This window comes from Flavobacterium tyrosinilyticum, assembly GCF_023656565.1.
GTDB classification, from domain to species: Bacteria; Bacteroidota; Bacteroidia; order Flavobacteriales; family Flavobacteriaceae; genus Flavobacterium; species Flavobacterium tyrosinilyticum.
In genome coordinates this window covers 261,118-280,040 of sequence record NZ_JAMOKG010000003.1, presented here as the reverse complement: position 1 = coordinate 280,040, position 18,923 = coordinate 261,118, and the positions used below count along the sequence as shown (strand labels likewise).

At 35.2% G+C, this 18,923-nt stretch carries 17 protein-coding genes; 12 read left to right on the top strand and 5 right to left on the bottom strand.

Annotation, left to right across the window (positions count from 1 at the left end; translation table 11 throughout):
- The first annotated feature begins 53 nt into the window (after positions 1-53).
- The 5 genes from NCC77_RS15675 to NCC77_RS15655 all read left to right on the top strand — a co-directional run bounded on the left by NCC77_RS15675 (position 54) and on the right by NCC77_RS15655 (position 5,760).
- Positions 54-1,328 carry a sugar isomerase gene (locus NCC77_RS15675; protein WP_250836433.1) on the top strand — a complete coding sequence of 425 codons (1,275 nt, stop codon included), beginning with the start codon at positions 54-56 and terminating at the stop codon, positions 1,326-1,328.
- 65 nt (positions 1,329-1,393) lie between these two features.
- Complete coding sequence (locus tag NCC77_RS15670) at positions 1,394-2,755, top strand: FGGY-family carbohydrate kinase (protein WP_250836432.1); 1,362 nt, start codon at positions 1,394-1,396, stop codon at positions 2,753-2,755.
- Between the two features lie 96 nt (positions 2,756-2,851).
- A complete protein-coding gene (locus NCC77_RS15665) occupies positions 2,852-3,592 on the top strand; it encodes a (Fe-S)-binding protein (protein WP_111289572.1) in 741 nt (246 codons plus the stop codon).
- Positions 3,593-3,779: 187 nt separating this feature from the next.
- Positions 3,780-5,180 (top strand): lactate utilization protein B, encoded by a 1,401-nt coding sequence (locus tag NCC77_RS15660; RefSeq protein ID WP_250836431.1) that lies wholly within the window; start codon positions 3,780-3,782, stop codon positions 5,178-5,180.
- Complete coding sequence (locus NCC77_RS15655; RefSeq protein WP_250836430.1) at positions 5,173-5,760, top strand: LutC/YkgG family protein; 588 nt, start codon at positions 5,173-5,175, stop codon at positions 5,758-5,760. Before NCC77_RS15660 ends, NCC77_RS15655 begins: the two co-directional genes overlap by 8 nt.
- A gap of 69 nt (positions 5,761-5,829) precedes the next feature.
- Here the strand turns inward: NCC77_RS15655 and NCC77_RS15650 are convergent, their stop codons facing one another.
- Entirely contained in the window at positions 5,830-6,162 is a 333-nt protein-coding gene (locus NCC77_RS15650) for a YegP family protein (protein ID WP_250836429.1), read from the bottom strand.
- A gap of 145 nt (positions 6,163-6,307) precedes the next feature.
- Complete coding sequence (locus NCC77_RS15645) at positions 6,308-7,057, bottom strand: DUF1349 domain-containing protein (protein WP_250836428.1); 750 nt, start codon at positions 7,055-7,057, stop codon at positions 6,308-6,310.
- A 134-nt stretch (positions 7,058-7,191) separates the two neighbouring features.
- Between NCC77_RS15645 and NCC77_RS15640 the strand changes: the two genes are divergently transcribed.
- The 4 genes from NCC77_RS15640 to NCC77_RS15625 all read left to right on the top strand — a co-directional run bounded on the left by NCC77_RS15640 (position 7,192) and on the right by NCC77_RS15625 (position 10,328).
- A complete protein-coding gene (locus NCC77_RS15640; protein ID WP_250836427.1) occupies positions 7,192-7,935 on the top strand; it encodes a response regulator transcription factor in 744 nt (247 codons plus the stop codon).
- 56 nt (positions 7,936-7,991) lie between these two features.
- Positions 7,992-8,462: a copper resistance protein NlpE gene (locus NCC77_RS15635; protein WP_250836426.1), complete on the top strand. Its 471-nt coding sequence runs from the start codon at positions 7,992-7,994 to the stop codon at positions 8,460-8,462.
- Between the two features lie 149 nt (positions 8,463-8,611).
- Positions 8,612-9,736: an XdhC family protein gene (locus NCC77_RS15630; protein ID WP_250836425.1), complete on the top strand. Its 1,125-nt coding sequence runs from the start codon at positions 8,612-8,614 to the stop codon at positions 9,734-9,736.
- Positions 9,711-10,328, top strand: coding sequence for a nucleotidyltransferase family protein (locus tag NCC77_RS15625; RefSeq protein WP_250836424.1), 618 nt, complete (start codon positions 9,711-9,713; stop codon positions 10,326-10,328). The genes NCC77_RS15630 and NCC77_RS15625 overlap by 26 nt, the downstream gene beginning before the upstream one ends.
- Before the next feature lie 297 nt (positions 10,329-10,625).
- Here NCC77_RS15625 and NCC77_RS15620 read toward each other — a convergent pair whose 3' ends face one another.
- Positions 10,626-11,777, bottom strand: a complete 1,152-nt coding sequence (locus NCC77_RS15620; RefSeq protein ID WP_250836423.1) for a cysteine desulfurase family protein — start codon at positions 11,775-11,777, stop codon at positions 10,626-10,628.
- Positions 11,778-12,189: 412 nt separating this feature from the next.
- Here NCC77_RS15620 and NCC77_RS15615 point away from each other — a divergent pair, with 412 nt between their 5' ends.
- The 3 genes from NCC77_RS15615 to NCC77_RS15605 are packed head-to-tail and all read left to right on the top strand — an operon-like array spanning position 12,190 to position 16,017.
- Positions 12,190-12,828 (top strand): 2Fe-2S iron-sulfur cluster-binding protein, encoded by a 639-nt coding sequence (locus NCC77_RS15615; RefSeq protein WP_095930758.1) that lies wholly within the window; start codon positions 12,190-12,192, stop codon positions 12,826-12,828.
- Positions 12,825-13,805 carry an FAD binding domain-containing protein gene (locus tag NCC77_RS15610; protein WP_250836422.1) on the top strand — a complete coding sequence of 327 codons (981 nt, stop codon included), beginning with the start codon at positions 12,825-12,827 and terminating at the stop codon, positions 13,803-13,805. The genes NCC77_RS15615 and NCC77_RS15610 overlap by 4 nt, the downstream gene beginning before the upstream one ends.
- A gap of 7 nt (positions 13,806-13,812) precedes the next feature.
- Positions 13,813-16,017 (top strand): xanthine dehydrogenase family protein molybdopterin-binding subunit, encoded by a 2,205-nt coding sequence (locus tag NCC77_RS15605; RefSeq protein WP_250836421.1) that lies wholly within the window; start codon positions 13,813-13,815, stop codon positions 16,015-16,017.
- 297 nt (positions 16,018-16,314) lie between these two features.
- Here the strand turns inward: NCC77_RS15605 and NCC77_RS15600 are convergent, their stop codons facing one another.
- Both NCC77_RS15600 and NCC77_RS15595 read right to left on the bottom strand, forming a co-directional pair.
- A complete protein-coding gene (locus tag NCC77_RS15600) occupies positions 16,315-16,878 on the bottom strand; it encodes a DUF2911 domain-containing protein (protein WP_250836420.1) in 564 nt (187 codons plus the stop codon).
- A 187-nt stretch (positions 16,879-17,065) separates the two neighbouring features.
- On the bottom strand, positions 17,066-18,865 hold the full coding sequence (locus NCC77_RS15595) for a glycoside hydrolase family 2 protein (protein ID WP_250836419.1): 1,800 nt from the start codon (positions 18,863-18,865) through the stop codon (positions 17,066-17,068).
- Positions 18,866-18,923 lie beyond the last annotated feature (58 nt).

Sequence of the window (18,923 nt, the reverse complement as noted above, 5' to 3'; positions counted from 1 at the left end):
ATACTAAACATATAAAATTTATATATTGTAACTCTATTAAAATATCAATAACTATGTTAATCGGATCAAACCACATCGAATCTCATAACGAAGATTTAATCAAAAAACACCAGAATAAATTAGTTTTTACAGCCTCAGAAATTAATGATACAGAAGAGATTATTCAAAAATTAATCGATTTTCAAATTGCCATTCCATCTTGGGCTTTAGGCACAGGAGGAACAAGATTTGGACGTTTCGCTGGAGGAGGAGAACCTCGTTCTTTAGAAGAAAAAATCGAAGATGTTGGTTTGCTTCACAAGTTAAACAATGCTTCGGGAGCTATTTCACTTCATATTCCGTGGGATATCCCGACTGATTATAAAGCAATCAGAACACTTGCAAATCAGCATGGGTTAAAATTCGATGCCATGAACTCGAATACTTTTCAAGATCAAGCAAGCTCTGAGCACACTTACAAATACGGTTCTTTACAAAATGTAAACAAAGCGGTTCGCAAACAAGCAATTGCTCATAATATTGAGGTTATTAAGCACGGAATCGAATTAGGTTCTGAGTCTTTAACCATTTGGCTAGCTGACGGTTCTAACTTCCCAGGACAGTTAAACTTCAGAAAAGCATATCAAAATACTTTAGAAAGTTTAGAGGAAATCTACGATGCATTGCCTTCAAACTGGAAATTATTTTTAGAATACAAATGTGCTGAGCCTAACTTTTATTCTACGACTGTAGCAGATTGGGGGCAGTCTTATTCGTATGTTAAAAAGTTAGGCGACAAAGCGCAGACTTTAGTCGATTTAGGTCACCATCTTCCAAATGCTAATATTGAGCAAATCGTTTCTTTATTACTGATGGAAAACAAATTAGGAGGTTTCCACTTTAATGACTCAAAATATGGTGATGACGATTTAACTGCAGGAGCTTTAAAACCATATCAATTATTCTTGATTTTCAATGAATTGGTTGAAGGAATGGATGCCAGAGGAATGAATCACGCCAAAGATTTAGGTTGGATGATCGACGCTTCTCATAATATCAAAGATCCATTAGAAGATTTATTGCAATCTGTTGAGGCAATTATGATCGCTTATGCTCAGGCACTTTCTGTAGATAGAAAAGCATTGGAACAAGCGCAAGAAGAAAATGATGTGGTAAAAGCACAAGAAATTCTTCAAAATGCTTTCCGTACAGATGTTCGCGCTCTTGTAGCAGAAGCTCGTTTACGTTGTGGAGCAGCTTTAAATCCGGTAGCATTATATCGTTCGATTCAAGTAAGACAAAATCTGATCGAGGAAAGAGGTTTAAAAACAATGGCAACGGGATTATAATTATCAATTATTAATTGTTAATTATAAATTGACAATTGATAATTAACAATTTACAATTAAAAAGAATGAATGTAGTTGCGATTTTTGATATTGGTAAAACAAACAAAAAGGTTTTTTTATTTAACGAAAATTATAAAATTGTCTGGGAGAAATCGGTGAATCTGGAAGAAACCAAAGACGAAGACGGATTTCCGTGTGAAGATATCGAAGTACTTAAAAATTGGATTTTAGATCGATTATCTGAAATAAAAGAGCTTAAAGATTATGTTTTAAAAGCCATCAATTTCAGCACTTACGGAGCGAGTTTTGTTTATATAGACGAAAACGGAAAAGTTTTAACTCCTCTGTATAATTATCTAAAAGATTATCCAGAGGATTTAAAAGCTAATTTCTATGAAAAATATAAAGGAGAGAAGAAGTTTGCTGTAAAAACAGCTTCTCCGGTTTTAGGCAGCTTAAATTCGGGAATGCAGATTTACCGATTGAAAGAAGAAAAACCGGAAATTTTTGAAAAAGTAAAATACTGCTTGCACTTGCCACAGTTTTTAAGTTTTCTTTTAACGAATGAAGCCTACGCTGATATTACCAGTATTGGCTGTCATACCAATTTGTGGAATTTCAAAAAAATGAAATATCATAAATGGCTGAAAGAAGAAGGAATTTCAGAAAAAATTCCGCCAATTCATTTTGGAAAAGATGTCATTATGACTCGCGATAATCTGGCAATTGGAGTTGGTCTTCACGATAGTTCATCGGCCATTATTCCGTATACAATCAATTTTACAGAACCTTTTGTATTGTTGTCTACAGGAACTTGGAGTATTTCTTTGAATCCTTTCAATAATAAGCCTTTAACTTTTGACGAATCGCAAAACGATTGTTTGTGTTACATGCAGTACACAGAGAAACCCGTAAAAGCGGCACGTTTATTTGCAGGAAACGAACACGAAGTGCAAACCAAACGTTTGGCGCAGCACTTTAATGTTCCAATTGATACCTACAAAGAAGTTTATTTTGACAAGAAGATTGTAGCCAATTTGCGAGCACTTAATTATCAAATTTTTTATCCTAAGAAATATAATTTTGATATTTTAAAAGAATGCCCTTTTCAAAAAAGAGATCTTTCGCATTATAAAAATTACGAAACAGCCTATCATCAATTAATGCTGGATTTGGTAGAACAGCAAGTTTTTTCTACCAATTTGGTCATTCATAATAGTCCGGTAAAAAAGATTTTTGTGGATGGAGGTTTCAGTAAAAATTCCATTTATATGAATTTATTGGCAGAAGCTTTTCCAGATATTGAAGTCTATGCTGCTTCGATGGCACAGGCGAGTGCTTTGGGTGCAGCTTTGGCTATTCACGATAACTGGAATCCGAAACCAATTCAGAACGATTTAATTGACTTGAAATTCTATAAACATTAGGTAAAAACGATCTGTATGTTGTAAATTTGCTGAGAAACGTATTTTTTACATTTTTACAGTACACGCCTAAATGAACAACACACTAAATACTACAACATGAAAATTGGACTTTTTATACCTTGTTATGTCGACCAATTTTATCCAAAAGTAGGAATCGCAACCTACGAATTACTACAAAAATTAGGTTGTGACGTCGAATTTCCGATGGGGCAAACCTGCTGCGGACAGCCAATGGCTAATAGCGGTTATGCGCATTTAACAAAAGGATGCGACGCCAATTTTATTGCCAATTTTTCTGGATTTGATTACATAGTTTGTCCTTCTGGAAGTTGTGTTTTGCATGTAAAAGACCATTTGCATGACGAAAAACAAGAAGAGAAGGCAACAGCAATTCGAAATACAGTTTACGAACTTACTGAGTTTATAACCGACGTTTTAAAAATTGACCATATAGACGGAAAATTTCCGTTTAAAGTGGGAATGCACGTAAGCTGTCACGGTCAGCGCGGATTAAAGCTTTCGCAAATGTCTGAATTAAACGCACCATTTTTCTCTAAGCCTGAACAATTATTACACAATATTGAAGGCCTTGATTTGGTGGCTTTAACGAGAAAAGATGAATGCTGTGGTTTTGGAGGAACGTTCTGCGTTACCGAAGAAGCAGTTTCTGTAAAAATGGGACAAGATCGTATTAAAGATCACGAAAGTCATGATGTGGATTATATTACAGGTGGAGATATGTCTTGTTTAATGCATTTGGATGGAATTCTAAAAAGGCAAAAAAGCAGAATTAAAACCATTCATATTGCTGAAATATTAAATTCACTCGAAAACTAATTTTTTTCTACCATTAAGATATTAAGTTCATAAAGCTTGGTTTAAAAATTTATTGGTAAAAAAAACAAGAGATTTAAGTGATTTTAAAAAACTTAATTTTCTTTTAATCATTAAGAAATTGCGTTCATAAAGTTTAGCTTAATTTACTTAATGCCTTAATGGTAAAACAACTTTTAACCGACAAAAGATGTCATCAGAAAAAATAATACCGCACAGCGAAGCCGCAGCAAAATTTAATAAAGACGTAGAGCGTGTCAACTGGCACGATGAAACGCTATGGTTTGTGCGTGCTAAAAGAGATAAATCAGCACATCAAATTGAAGATTGGGAATTGTTGCGCGAAACCGCTTCTCAAATTAAATTTAATGTGCTTTCTAATATTCATGATTATTTAGTTGAATTTGAAGCAAATGCGCAACGAAACGGAATAATTGTACATTGGGCAGCCGATGCCAAAGAACATAACGAAATTGTGCATTCGATCATGGCTAAACATGATGTAAAGCAAATGGTGAAATCCAAATCGATGCTTACAGAAGAATGCCATTTAAATGATTATTTAGCCGAAAAAGGAATTGAAGTAATCGATTCTGATTTGGGTGAATATATCGTGCAACTTCGAAAAGAACCGCCAAGCCATATTGTACTTCCGGCCATTCACTTAAAGAAAGAAGATGTAAGTGAAACTTTCCACGAACATTTAGGAACAGAAAAAGGAAATTTCAATCCGCAATATTTGACAGAATCGGCTCGCCATAGTTTAAGAAATACTTTCTTGACTAGAAAAGTGGCTTTAACAGGAGTCAATTTTGCGGTTGCTGAAACAGGGGAATTTGTGGTTTGTACGAATGAAGGAAATGCCGACATGGGCGCGCATTTAGCAGACGTTCACATCGCCTGTATGGGATTCGAGAAACTGATTCCGAAAAGAGAACATTTAGGTGTTTTCTTGAGATTATTGGCAAGAAGCGCAACGGGACAGCCAATCACCACTTTTTCAAGTCATTTCAAAAAACCAAGAGATGGAAAAGAAATGCACATCGTCATTGTAGATAACGGTAGAAGCACACAATTAGGAAGAGAAGATTTTAGAAATTCCTTAAAATGTATTCGTTGTGGAGCTTGTATGAACACTTGTCCAGTTTACAGACGAAGCGGAGGACATAGTTATCATAATGCGGTAGCAGGGCCAATTGGTTCTATTTTAGCACCAAATTTAGATATGAGCAAAAATGCCGATCTGCCTTTTGCAAGTACGCTTTGCGGTTCTTGTACCAACGTTTGTCCGGTGAAAATTGATATTCACGATCAATTGTACAAATGGCGTCAGGTTTTGGTGAAAGAAGGACATACGCCAACTGCCAAAACGGTTGCGATGAAAACGATGGCGACTGTACTGGCGAATCCAACGGTTTTTAATATTGCTGGAAAATCGGGAAGATTTGTAATGAAGAACGTTCCAGGAATGGTTAATAATAAAATGAATAAATGGTACGATCAGCGTGAAATGCCAGATGTTCCAGAAGAATCTTTTAGAGAATGGTACAAGAAAAAGTCGAAAGAATCTAAAAATAAAAAGAATGAGTAGTAAAGGCGAAATTTTAAAAAGAATAAAACTGAATCAGCCTAATGAGGTTGCAGAACTGCCTGATCTAAACCTTTTAGGTTCTGAACAATTTGATGTATTAGAAACCTACAAAACAGTTTTAAAAGGAATTGGAGGCGATCCTGTAGAAGTTGCTGATTATAATGAAATTATCAATTACATTAAATCTAATTACAATCTGGAGAAAAGATTAATTACAACGCTTCCAGAACTTTCTGAGATTGCTTCTTTAGATTGGAAAACAGTTGATCCGCATTCGCTTCAAGATGTTGAATTAACGGTTGTAAAAGCACATTTTGGAGTGGCAGAAAACAGCGGACTTTGGGTAACGGATGCTATTTTAGGACAGCGAGTTGCACCTTTTATCGCGCAGTATTTAGCGATTATCGTTCATAAAAAAGATCTTGTTCCAACAATGCAGCAAGCGTATAAGAGAATTGGAAACATGGAATATGGTTTTGGAACTTTCATCGCAGGGCCTTCAAAAACAGCTGATATTGAGCAGTCATTAGTTCTTGGAGCACACGGCGCAAGAGGGTTGATTGTGTTTTTATTGGATTAATAAACCACATATTTATAAAGAAAAAGCGAGGAATGTTCCTCGCTTTTTTATTTCTAAAACAGTTTTTAATTAAGCTGTCTGATCATCAATTGTTGCATCTGGAGCATTTTTCTTTACCGATTCGATTCCGTTTTCTCTCGCAGAAGTGCTTTCGTACATTTCGCTAGAACCAATGATTTGTCCGTTTCCTGCTTTTAAATTAAAATAAGGTTTTCCGCTTTTAGATTCTAATCTATCATAACGATCATCGTCTGGTGCATTTTTTTTAACAGATTCAATACCATTGTTGCAGGCCGCTTTTGTAGTATAGCCTTCACTTGTTAAAATGGTTTGGCCATTACCAGCTTTTAGATTGAACTGGAACTCTCCGTTAGCTCTAGTAGTAATTACAAATTTTCCCATGTAGTTTATTATTAAAGTTAGGTAATATTTATTTTGCTATAGATAAAAATACAAAACTTAGTAATATAAATCATACGTCAATTTGAAAAAATAATTATGTAAACAATAACAATTTGTTTTTGTTCAAGAACTTAAAAGATCAAGATTAGATTCCTAAGCGAAAATCAGAAACACTTTTTTCTTCCAGATTAATTTCTTCAAAAATACTCTGCGTTCCTTTGTCTACTGGGCATTGAGTACTAATTCCCATCCAGATTTTCTTAGGATAATTGTTTTTGTATAAACGAACCATTTGCCAATTTTTTTTATCTAACGAATAATAACTGGCGACTGTTTTTGTGTCAGAAGAAATTTTCATGTAAACAAAAGGCTGTTTTACAATATCGTGATTGTTATCATCAGAAGTACCCATTGTTCGAACCGTTACAACTCGATGATTTCCTCTTTCATCTTGCTCGAAACAAAATTTTTGATAAAAACTATCATTCACATAAATATATAAGACGCCAGCATTATACAATCCTTTTTCTGTAAACTCAGGCGTAACTTTCGCGGTAAGCGTAAAAGGTTTTGTATTGTCTACTTCAGATAAAAGCATTGGCGCTGTTGTATTCGACAATTTTCCGTCTGGATCAGAAAAATAATCAGATTTCTCGCCAGCTTTAAAAATGACTTTTTCGTTAGCTTCAGTTTTAATTAAAGTATCAGCACCGTTCACTGCTTTTGTAAAATGTATAGAAGACAATTTAATATTGCAAGGAGAACCATTTACAAATACAGAATCTGTTTTGGTTTCTTCTTTCATGGCTGTTTTTGCAGTTTCATTTTTAGTATTGCAGCTCGTTAAAGCAGAAAGACCAAGGAGGATAATGGCGTGGTAAAAAAATGTTTTCATAGATTATTTTTTTGGGATAGAAAGTGATATTTTTAGTTTTCCAAAAATAGAATGGCTTCAATAAAGAGGCAATACCTAAAATTAACCAATTATACTTTCCAATGCCTCAAAATTCTTCAATAGAAAACCAATTAATGACTACGTTTTTAGAACAAAAATTTGAAATTGGAGAAACAAGTGATATCGAAATGTACAAGCAATTTGTTATCAATTATGTCAAAATAGAACAATGTGTAGCAGTTTTGTCCGATTATCAATCCGACAAAAGTTATATTTACGCAGGAAGCTTTGGTTCTATCTTCGGACTTCCTGATGAAAATACGGTAATTGATTCTGCCTTCGAAGAATGTATTTTTACTAAAATTAATTCAGATGATTTGGTTGAACGTCATGTTTTAGAACTCAATTTTTATCAGTTTTTAAAAGAAATTCCAAAAGAAGAATATAGTAATTACAGTACTTTAAGTCGTCTGAGAATGAAAGATTCTAACGGTAAAATCACGTACATAAATCACCGTACGATTTATTTGAACACATTTAATAACGGAAGTATTTCTCTTGCATTGTGTTTATATCTGCCATCAACAGATTTGCAGCCTCGAAATGGAATTGACGGGAAAATTTTTAATATTCAAACAGGCGAAGTAATCGAACCAGAAAAGTATAAAAACAATACAGAAAATATACTTTCAAAAAGAGAAATAGAGGTTTTGACCAGTGTAGCAAAAGGAAATAAAAGTGAACAAATTGCGACAGAAATGCATATTTCGGTTTACACTGTAAGACGCCACAGACAAAATATTATTGAAAAATTAAAAGTAACCAATACCGCCGAGGCCGTACAGACTGCTATTATTATGGGAGTGATATCGCTGTAAATTTAAATTTATTGTTTAGGTAAGAATATTCCTTATATTTGAAGAAAAAAAATATTATGAGAAAAATAATTATTCTTGCTTTTGCATCGGCTCTTATAGCATCTTGTAATTCTAAAAACAGTAAAGATGAAAATAATGCTGTTTTGACAGATACTATCACTAGTAATGAAAAAAACGAACCAGATGATACTATTTCTGTTTATGAAGGAACGCTGCCATGTGCAGATTGTGAAGGAATAGAAACGGTTCTAAAAATTGATGTTGCAGATAATACATTCCAACTATCTAGTACATACAAAGGCAAACAGCCTGAAAAAAACTTTAAAGAAAAAGGCAATATCAATACTGAAAGAGGTTTAGAGAAAGATCCTGATGGAACAATCTATATCTTAAACTGGGATAAACCAGAAAAAGATCAGGTTTATTACGGTTATTACAGTAAAAATCCCGAAAAACTGTATCTGTTAGACCGAAACAAAAAAATAATAAAGTCTAAGCTGAATTATTTTTTAGAATTAAATGAATAAAATAATTTAGGCAGTTTAAATAAGACTTTTCAAAAAGAATATTACAAACTTAAATGACTTTGCAGTGTTTAAGTTTGTAATATTTTTTTACTTTTAGGCTAATAATAAAGTATCATCAATATTAAGGTTCTATTGATGAAGAAGTATCTATGAAAGAAATCAACGAAATTCTTAAAGCCTATTCGCAAGCAAAATCCGAAGGAAAAAAAACAGCTCTAGCAACGGTCGTTAAAGTTGAAGGTTCGTCATATCGACAGCCTGGCGCTCGAATGCTGGTTACAGAAGATGGAGAATTGACCGGTGCAATAAGTGGTGGCTGTTTGGAAGGCGACGCGTTACGAAAAGCACTTCTTTCAATCCATCAAAAACAAAATAAATTAGTTACTTACAATACGAATAACGAAGATGATGCGGAAGTTGGTTTACAGCTCGGATGCAACGGAATCGTTCATATTCTTTTTGAATATATTGACGAAGAGGTTTCAAATAACCCAATTCAGCTTTTGCAGCAATTGGAATTAGAAAGAAAAGAAGCTGTAATTGTAACTGTTTTTTCTTTGAAAAGAAATGCTTTTCAGATTGGAACAACTTTGTTTTTTAGAAAAGACAGTCCTGTTTTAAATCATAATAACGAAGTTTTAAATTTAATTTCGGATGTAAAAGAAGTGCTGAAAACCAAAACTTCTGTAGTGAAAAAACTTCAGGAAGAAAACGACAACGAAGCTTTAATCGAATACATAAAACCTTCTATTTCGCTTGTAATTGCTGGTGCAGGAAACGACATTGAGCCTTTAGCAAAATTGGCTTCAATTTTAGGCTGGAAAATTACTATTGGCGAAGGACGCACAACGCATGCAACTAAAAAGCGTTTTCCTAAAGCCGATCAAGTTTCGGTGGTAAATTCAGAACAATTTTTAGAGAATATTGTTATTGACGATCAGACCTATTTTGCTTTGATGACGCACAATTACAAATATGATTTAGCAGTTTTAAAAGAGTTGCTAAAAACCGATTTTCATTATATCGGAATTTTAGGTCCGAAGTCAAAATTCAACCGAATGCTAGATGATCTTTCGATCGAAGGAATAACAGTAAGCGAAGAGCAGATGAAAAGAATTCATACTCCAATTGGGCTCGATATTGGCGCAGAAACATCAGAAGAAATCGCTTTATCGATTGTTTCCGAAATAAAAGCTGTAGCTTCAGAAAGAATAGGAACTTCGCTGAAATATAAAGAAGGCAAAATTCATGATGAAATTCATTATGGAGAATAGATATCAAAATAAAACAGGCATTATTATTTTGGCGGCGGGGAATTCTTCCAGATTAGGCAGACCCAAACAATTGCTGGAATATAAAGAATCAACTTTACTGAAAAACACGATTTCAGAAGCTTTGAAGGTCGAAAATTCGTTTGTAATAGTCGTAACAGGTTCAAACCATAATTTAATTGAAAAAGAGCTTGATTTGCCCGAAATAACATTTTCTTTTAATTCAGAATGGGAAAACGGAATGTCTTCTTCAATTGTAAAAGGAATTAAGGAATTATTGCTTTTAAATCCAGATTGTGAACAATGCATTTTAGCAGTTTGCGACCAGCCTTTTGTGACAAATGCTGTTTTTGAAAATTTAATTACTCAAGCCAATAAAACCAAAAAAGGAATTGCAGCTTCGGCTTACTCTGAAACTTTAGGAACACCGGTTTTATTTCACAAAAAATACTTTCAAGAACTTCTGGGATTAAAAGGACAAGAAGGCGCTAAAAAGCTCATTAAAAAATATGCTGAAGATGTAGTTTCTGTTCTTTTTGAAAAAGGGAATATTGATATTGATACAGAGGAGGATTATTTTAAGTTGATCTCTTGAAGAAAGGGACAAAGGGACAAAGTTGCAGAGTGACAAAGTTTTTTTACACGGCTTTTCTAGATCCAGTTTGTCATCCTGAAGAAAGGGACAAAGTTGCAGAGTGACAAAGTTTTTTTTTACACAGATTTCTAGATCCCAGTTTGTCATCCTGACGAAGGAAGGATCACACTAGAAACTCCATAAAGTAAATCCTCAATCTTTGTCGGCTCCCGCGTGTGATCCTTCCTTCGTCAGGATGACAAAAAATAACCTTTGCGTCTCTGCGACTTTACGAGATTAAAAATATATAAAAAAAATTTAGTGTCTTAGCGACTTCGTGGCAAATTGCCTAGTTAAACTCAAAACACGCTCAATAGCAATATCAATTTCTTCATCCGTAGTAAATCTTCCCAAACTAAAACGAATCGAACTCAAAGCCTCTTCGTCAGACAAGCCCATTGCTTTTAAAACGTGAGAAGGCTTAGAAGTAACCGCAGAGCAAGAAGCGCCATTCGAAACAGAAATATTTCCTAAAGCTAAAATTAGCTGTTCTGAATTCACGCCTGGAAAACAAATATTAGAAGTATTGTAAATTCTGTTTTCTATATTTCCATTTACAAAAGAACCTTCAAATTGCAACAAACCTTTTTCAAGTTTGTCTCGTAATAGAGAAACTCTATTTTGATCTTTTTCTAATTCATTTACAGCAATTTCCGATGCTTTTCCTAAACCTATAATTCCAGGAACATTTAATGTTCCGCTTCGTAATTTTCTTTGCTGTCCGCCTCCGAGAATTTGAGGAGACAATTTTATTTTGGCTTTCGCTGAAATATACAAAGCGCCAATTCCTTTCGGACCGTAAAATTTATGTGCGGATAAAGTCAAAAGATCAATTTCGAGTTTTTTTACATCAACAGGAATTTTTCCAACAGTCTGTGTAGCATCGCACATAAAAAGCACATTTTTGGCTTTCAATACTTTAGAAATTGCACTAATGTTTTTTATGACACCAGTTTCGTTATTAGAAAACATTCCAATGAAAACCAGTGTTTTATCTGTGATTATTTCTTCTAAAAGTTCAAGGCTTAAAAGTCCGTCGGAATTAGTAGGAAGATAAGTTACTTCAAAACCAATACTTTCCATAAAGTGACAGGTTTCCAGAACCGCTTTATGTTCGGTCTGAATGGTAACGATATGTTTTCGGTCTTGATCGGCTAAACCTTTAATTGCGAGATTAATTGCCTCAGTCGCGCCCGAAGTAAATATGATTTCTTCTGCATCGGCATTTATTAAATCAGCCGTTTGCCATGCTGCGTTTTCAATAGCTTCTTTGACCGTTAATCCCGCCAAATGTGTTCCTGTTGAATTCGCATACAAATCAGTAAAATACGGAAGCATTGCATTCAAAACTCGTTCATCAACACGAGTTGTGGCGTTATTATCGAGATAAATGATTTTTTGTTGTGGCATAATTTGGGCTTAGTTCAGTAAAAATACAATTTCAGAATTAATCTACTTGAAAAAATTAACCGCAAAGGCGCAAAGGGTTTTCGCAAAGAACGCAAAATTTTAATGTGTATAATTTTTGTTTCTCGCAGATTTTGCAGATCTAAACAGATTTTTTATTTATTTCTACCATAAAGAATCTGTGTAAATCTTTTCATCGTATTCAAAATCTGCATTATCTGCCAAATCTGCGAGAGAAAAATAACTTAGCGAACTTTGCGAAAACCCTTTGCGCTCTTTGCGGTTAAAAAAAAGAAAGAAATTGTAATTATTCTAAATAAGAGTAATGTTTGAATTTTATAATTTTTTCTTACATAAGATCGCTAAATTTGTTAGAATGACAAAAGCGAATATGCTAATTTAACAAATAGACTGAATGGCTTCTAAAAAAACAAATCAGAATAAAGTAACACCCGAAGATTCCAATTCGCGTCGTGACTTTATAAAGAAATCAGGACTTTTTACCGCCCTTGCCCTGACGCCGCCTTCATTGGTAATGGCTACAGAAAAGAAATGGGATGAAAAAATAGCGGAATATTTAGAAACAGTACCGCTTTCTATTGAAGTAAATGGCACAAAACACAATCTGAATATTGAGCCAAGAACTACGTTATTGGATTTGCTTCGCGAACAGTTACAGCTTACAGGAACCAAAAAAGGATGTGACCACGGACAATGTGGAGCGTGTACGGTGCACGTAAATGGAACTAGAATTTTGTCGTGTCTGTCTTTGGCGACGATGCAACAAAATGCGCAGGTAACTACGATTGAAGGACTTTCGAAAGGTAAAAAACTGCACCCAATGCAGGAAGCTTTTATCAAGCATGATGGTTTTCAGTGCGGCTATTGCACTCCAGGACAAATCATGTCGGGAATTGCTTGTATCAAAGAAGGTCACGCTAACAGTAGAGAAGAAATCAGTGAATATATGAGTGGTAACATCTGTAGATGCGGTGCTTATCATAATATAGTTGACGCTATAACTGAAGTGAAGGAAGGAGGGAAGGAGATATGAAAAACTTTCAGATAATTAAAGCCTTGTCGTCGTCTTCGGCAATTACAGGAAAAGCCAAAGATGATTCTTCTATGTTTATTGCTGGAGGAACAAATCTGGTGGATTTAATGAAGAAGAATATCGTCGCTCCAGATAAATTAGTAGACATTAACGGATTAGATTTAAAGAAAATAGAGTTCTTAAAAGGAAAAGTTTCTATTGGTGCATTGGCAAAAAACAGTCAGGTTGCCGAAGATGCTTCTATTAAAGACAAATATCCTTTGTTGGCGTTAGCATTAGCTGCTGGAGCTTCTCAGCAAATTCGTCACATGGCGACAGTTGGAGGTAATATGCTGCAGAAAACAAGATGCTCGTATTATTACAACACCGATATGCCTTGCAACAAACGTGTTCCAAAAAGCGGATGCGGGGCGATTGGCGGTTCTAACCGAATGGCGGCTGTTTTTGGAACTTCGGATAGTTGTATTGCGGTTCATCCAAGTGATATGTGTGTGGCTTTGGCAGCGCTCGATGCAACAGTTTTGGTAGATGGTCCAAAAGGAAAACGAGAAATTAAGTTTACTGATTTTCATAAACTTCCTGGAAATACACCAGAAAAAGACAATACGCTTGATAGCAGAGAATTGATTACTGCTGTTGAAATTCCAGATAATAATTTTACCAAAAATGTGCATTATCTTAAAGTTCGTGACAGGACGAGTTATGCTTTTGCATTAGTGTCTGTTGCTGTCGCTTTAGATATAAAAAATAACACCATAAACGATGTCAGATTGGCTATGGGAGGTGTGGCACATAAACCTTGGAGATTGACTGAAACAGAAAAATTCCTGAAGGGAAAAACAGTTTCTGAAGATCTATTTAAACAAGCAGGCCATTTGTCTATGAAGGGCGCAAAAGGATTCGGGGATAATAATTTTAAAATAACGCTTGGAGAGAATGCAGTAGCAGAAGCACTTACAATAGCAGCATCAAAATAATTAAATTATGAGCAAGACAAGTAATATTAATAGAGTTGACGGATTTGCTAAAGTAACGGGTTCAGCGACTTATTCGGCAGAATATAAAACAGCAGGCGTTGTTTATGCCTGCTTGGTTGGAAGTACGATTGCAAAAGGAAGAATTAAAACGATTGATACTAAAAAAGCGGAATGGGCGCCAGGAGTTTTGGCTGTAATTACGCATTTAAATGTGGATAAACCTGTTGGCTACGAAAAAGCAAAAGACAAGCATAATTTTGGTCAGCCCTTGCAGATTTTCAAGGACGATTCGGTTTTGTATTACGATCAGCCCATTGCTTTGGTGATTGCCGATACTTTTGAGCGTATGCGATATGCGGCGAGTTTAATTAAAGCCGATTATTTTAAAGAAGAACATTCGACAGAACTTAAAAAAGCGGCTGAAAAAGAAAAGAAAGTCGAAACCGATAAAGGAAATGATTACCATCGTGGTGAACATGACGGTTATAAAAATGCTGAGGTTATTTTGGAAACCGAATATACGATTCCAACCGAGGTCCATAACCCGATGGAATTGGCAAATATCATAGCCAAATGGGACGGAAATAAACCCATTTTATATACCAAAAGTCAAGGTGTCGAGGGAACGCGTAGAAGTGTTGCCGGAGTTTTTGGAGTGCCTGTCGAAGATGTTGAAGTTCATGCTGAATATCTTGGCGGTGCATTCGGAATGGGATTGCACACTTGGCCGTATGAAATCGCGGCTTTAATTGGAGCCAAAAAACTAAATCATCCAGTTAAATTAGTGCTGCATCGCGAGCAAATGTTTACCAATGTTGGTTTCAGACCTTACACGATTCAGAAAATGGGGCTTGGCGCAACAAAAGAGGGAAAACTGACAGGACTAACGCATGAAGCTGTTGCAATGACTTCGAGCTATGAAGATTTCATGGAAGGAACGGTAAACATGTCCCGATTTATTTATGATTGCCCAAACGTTTCGACACGTTATAGAATTGTGCCTTTGGATACGTGCACACCAATCTGGATGCGTGGACCAGGCGAGGCGACAGGTTCTTTTGCCTTAGAAAGTGCAATGGACGAATTGGCTTATAAATTAAACCTAGATCCGATTGAATTTCGTAAGCTGAACTATGCCGAAAAAGATCAGGAACAAAATAAACCGTGGAGTAGTAAATTTCTTTTAGAATGTTACGAAGGCGGAATGGAACGTATTGGCTGGAAAAACCGTAAAAATGAACCCGGTTCTGTTAAAGAAGGAAACTGGCTAGTGGGTTACGGAATGGGAACTGGAACTTTCGGCTGTTATCGAAGCCCAACTTCTGTAAAAGCAAAATTTTCTGCGAATGGAGATTTGGTATTGCAATGCAGTGTAAATGATATGGGACCAGGAACGGCAACTATGATGACTGCTATTGGAGCTGAAGTAATTGGTTTGCCAGCTGAAAATGTAGTTATCGAAATGGGAAAAAGCGGTTTGCCAAAAGGTCCAACACAAGGTGGTTCGGCAACGACTTCATCAGTTGGTTCGGCGGTTCATGATGCTTGCAATTTATTGCTGAATAAAATAATTGAATTGGGAAGTAAAAATCCTGCTTTAAAAGGAATCGCTCTCACAGATTTAACTTTTGAAAATGGTGCAGTTTCTTCCAAAAAAGACAAATCTAAATCGGTTACATTAGCGGCGCTCTTAAGCAGTAATAAATTGGAAGATTTTGAAGTAGAAAATCTTTCTAAAGCCGCAGAAGAAGCGAAGAAATATTCCATTTATTCGTTTTCGGTTCATTTTGTGAAAGTATTAGTGAATCCGAATTTGGGTAAAATAAGATTGGCTCATGTTGTGTCTTGTGCTGATATTGGAACCGTAATCAGCCAAAAAACTTCTGCGGGACAAATGTTTGGTGGAGCAGTGGGAGGAATCGGAATGGGATTGATGGAAGCATTAGAAATCGATCATCGTTTTGGCCGTCCAATCAACAACAATTTCGCTGATTATCATGTTCCTGTAAATGCAGATATAGAAAAACAAGAAGTGTTCTTCGTTAATAAAAAAGACCCAATCAGTAACCCAATGGGAACAAAAGGTTTAGGAGAAACAGCTTTAGTCGGAATGGCACCAGCAATTGCAAATGCCGTTTTTAATGCAACTGGAAAACGTGTTAGAGATTTGCCAATTACATTGGATAAAATTATAGAGACCGCTAAGGTTTAAGCATAAAAAACAATTACAATAATCCCTTTGAGAATAAGATCTTAAAGGGATTTTTTTGTGAGTAACCTCATTTTTGTCATTTCGACGAAGGAGAAATCTTCGCGAGAAACTCGACAAAGAATGGATTATTACTGCGGAGCTACTTACGGAGATTTCTCCTTCGTCGAAATGACAAGATTGCGTGATAAAGCTTTAAGATCTTGCATAAATCTTAATGTCTTTTGAGTAAACAAAAAAAGTCGCAAAGCTTAAAAAAACTTTGCGACTTCGTGCCTTTGTGGCATATATCATTAAAACTTATTTAACCGTAATTGGTAATTCAACAGTTGTTTTATCCCATCCAATAACAAGATTTGTTACATTGCCTTGAGTTGTAAAAGCAATAGATAAAGCTTCGATCGTTTCGCTTACAGATTTAACTGGAACAGAAACTCTTACGACGTCTTTGCTTTCATCATAAGCATAACCACCCCATAAATCCAATTCTTTATTGATAATGATCGTCCATTTATCTTTTTCTGGAATAGCAAATAAACTGTAATATCCTGCAGGAACTTTTTTACCGCCAATAGTTACATCTTTGTAGAATTTAATCTCTGTATTTTCATTAGCACCAACTCTCCAGATTTCTCCAAACTTTACAACATCGCCAAAAATAGTTCTTCCTTTTGCAGAAGGTCTTGCGTAAGTAACTTTGATAATCGGATTTGGATTATCTGTTTTTTTGAATTTAACTGCCTTGTTTGGGAAATAAGAAATATCAACAGGGCTGTTATCTAATGGAGCAAATTTCACCACTTCTTGTGCCTGAACTGTAAAGGCAGCAAATAATGTAACTGCCAGTAAATAAATTTTTTTCATAGGATTACAATTTTTAGAATAACTACAAAGTAAGTTAATAATGAAGAAAAATCATATAATTTACAGTTTGTTTTTTGTTAATGAATTGGTAACAGTTTTGATAAAACAATTTTATTTCCGATCCTATTTTCTGTAGAGACGCACTGCAGTGCGTCTCTACAGATAAACGTTCTGTTAGAATAATTTTTTAATATTCCTTTTTCTTTTTTGCGTACCAATCCTGCATAATATAAAACGCCTTTTTCTTTTCACCATCATTTGAAATTAAACCTTTACGATTGTAACCGTCCTGAATACCGGGAAGCAATCTTTTCGGAGATCTAAAATCAACCAAAATCCACGGACTTGTTCCGCTTAAGTGAGGAATCTTTTCAATCATTTTTAGATTCTGAATGTATAAATATTCCTGATATTCCTCTGTCCAACGTTCGTTTTTCTCTCCATGAAAGCCCGCTTTTGCATCACCTCCAAATTCAGAAACGAAAACAGGTTTGTTGTATGGTGTAGTCCAGAATGTTTTTTCAGCATTTTCTAAGTTACCGCCATACCAGCCTAAATATTGATTGAAAGCAATTATGTCAAGAGATTTGCCAATTTCGTCGTCAATCTTTCCGTTATGCGTTAATAAAGCGGCGCTAATTAATCTTGTATTATCCAATGATTTTGTATGATGGACCAAATTCGTGATAAAAGTATTTCGAGCGTCAGAAACTGGAGTTTCATTTGCCATAGACCAAATCACAATACTCGCTCTGTTTTTATCTCTTGTAATAGCAGCCGTTAATTGATCTTGGGCATTTTGATACGTATTTTTATTAGTAAATTCAACAGTCCAGTACACCGGAATTTCTTCCCAAACCATTAATCCCATTTTATCAGCTTCTCTAACCATGTTTTCGTTATGCGGATAATGTGCCAGACGAACATAATTACAGCCTAATTCTTTTGCCCAATTTAGTAAACGTACCGCATCTTCTTCAGAATTAGCACGTCCTCCTTTTGCATTTTCTTCGTGAATAGAGATTCCTCTTAAAAAGACTGCTTTTCCGTTTAATAAGATTTTATCACCTTGTGTTTCAATTGTTCTGAAACCAATTTTGTCATTTAATTTTTTTCCGTTAAAGTCAATGGTAACATCATATAATTTCGGATTTTCTGGCGACCAATAAGAGATCTTTTTTGCTAGAATTTCGAAGCTTAAAATTCCATTACTATCGGCTTTTCCTTTGTAATTGATTTTTAATTCAGGAATAGCAATCGAAATCTGATTTTTTGATGCATCTAAATTGTTGATCTTGACGAATCCTGAAATAACATTCGCATTGCCTTTTTTCAGCTGAATAGTGTAATCTTCTACAAAAGATGCTTCTTCTTCAATTAAAGTTACATCGCGTGTAATGCCGCCATAATTCCACCAATCAGTATTAACAGTCGGAACATCTTCTTTATGGCGTGTATTATCCACTTTTATAACCAAATAATTGTCTTTTGGCTGAACAATCGAAGTCACTTCGTAATTAAATGGCGTAAAACCCCCTTCGTGAGTTCCTAGTTTCTTTCCGTTTAAATAAACATCAGCTTTATAGTTGATAGCGCCCAAATATAAAAACAGACGTTTGTTGGGTGCTAAATTGTAATCGAAAGACTTTTTAAACCATACATTTCCTTCATAATATTTCAGTTCTGTAACCTGCGAATTCCAATCGCCAGGAATCGTAATTGTTGGCGATTTATCAAAATCATATTCTACCAATTCCTGTTTGTTTTGAGCATGATAATTCGTGAAAAATGCTCCTTTTGCTGGTTTTTCCTGTTTGTCGTATTGGTCAAGGTGAAAGCTGTAAAAGCCAGTTTGGTACGGATCAATTATGTAATTCCAGATTCCGTTTAAAGAAGTAGCGTTTCGGTTGGGAACGTTAGAAATTAAACCTTGGGATTGTCCAATTGCGAACGATGTGAGGAATATTAATGTTAGAATTTTTTTCATTGTAAATTTGTTTATTATGTTTTTTGCCACAAAGGCGCTAAGGCATGAAGTTTTCTCT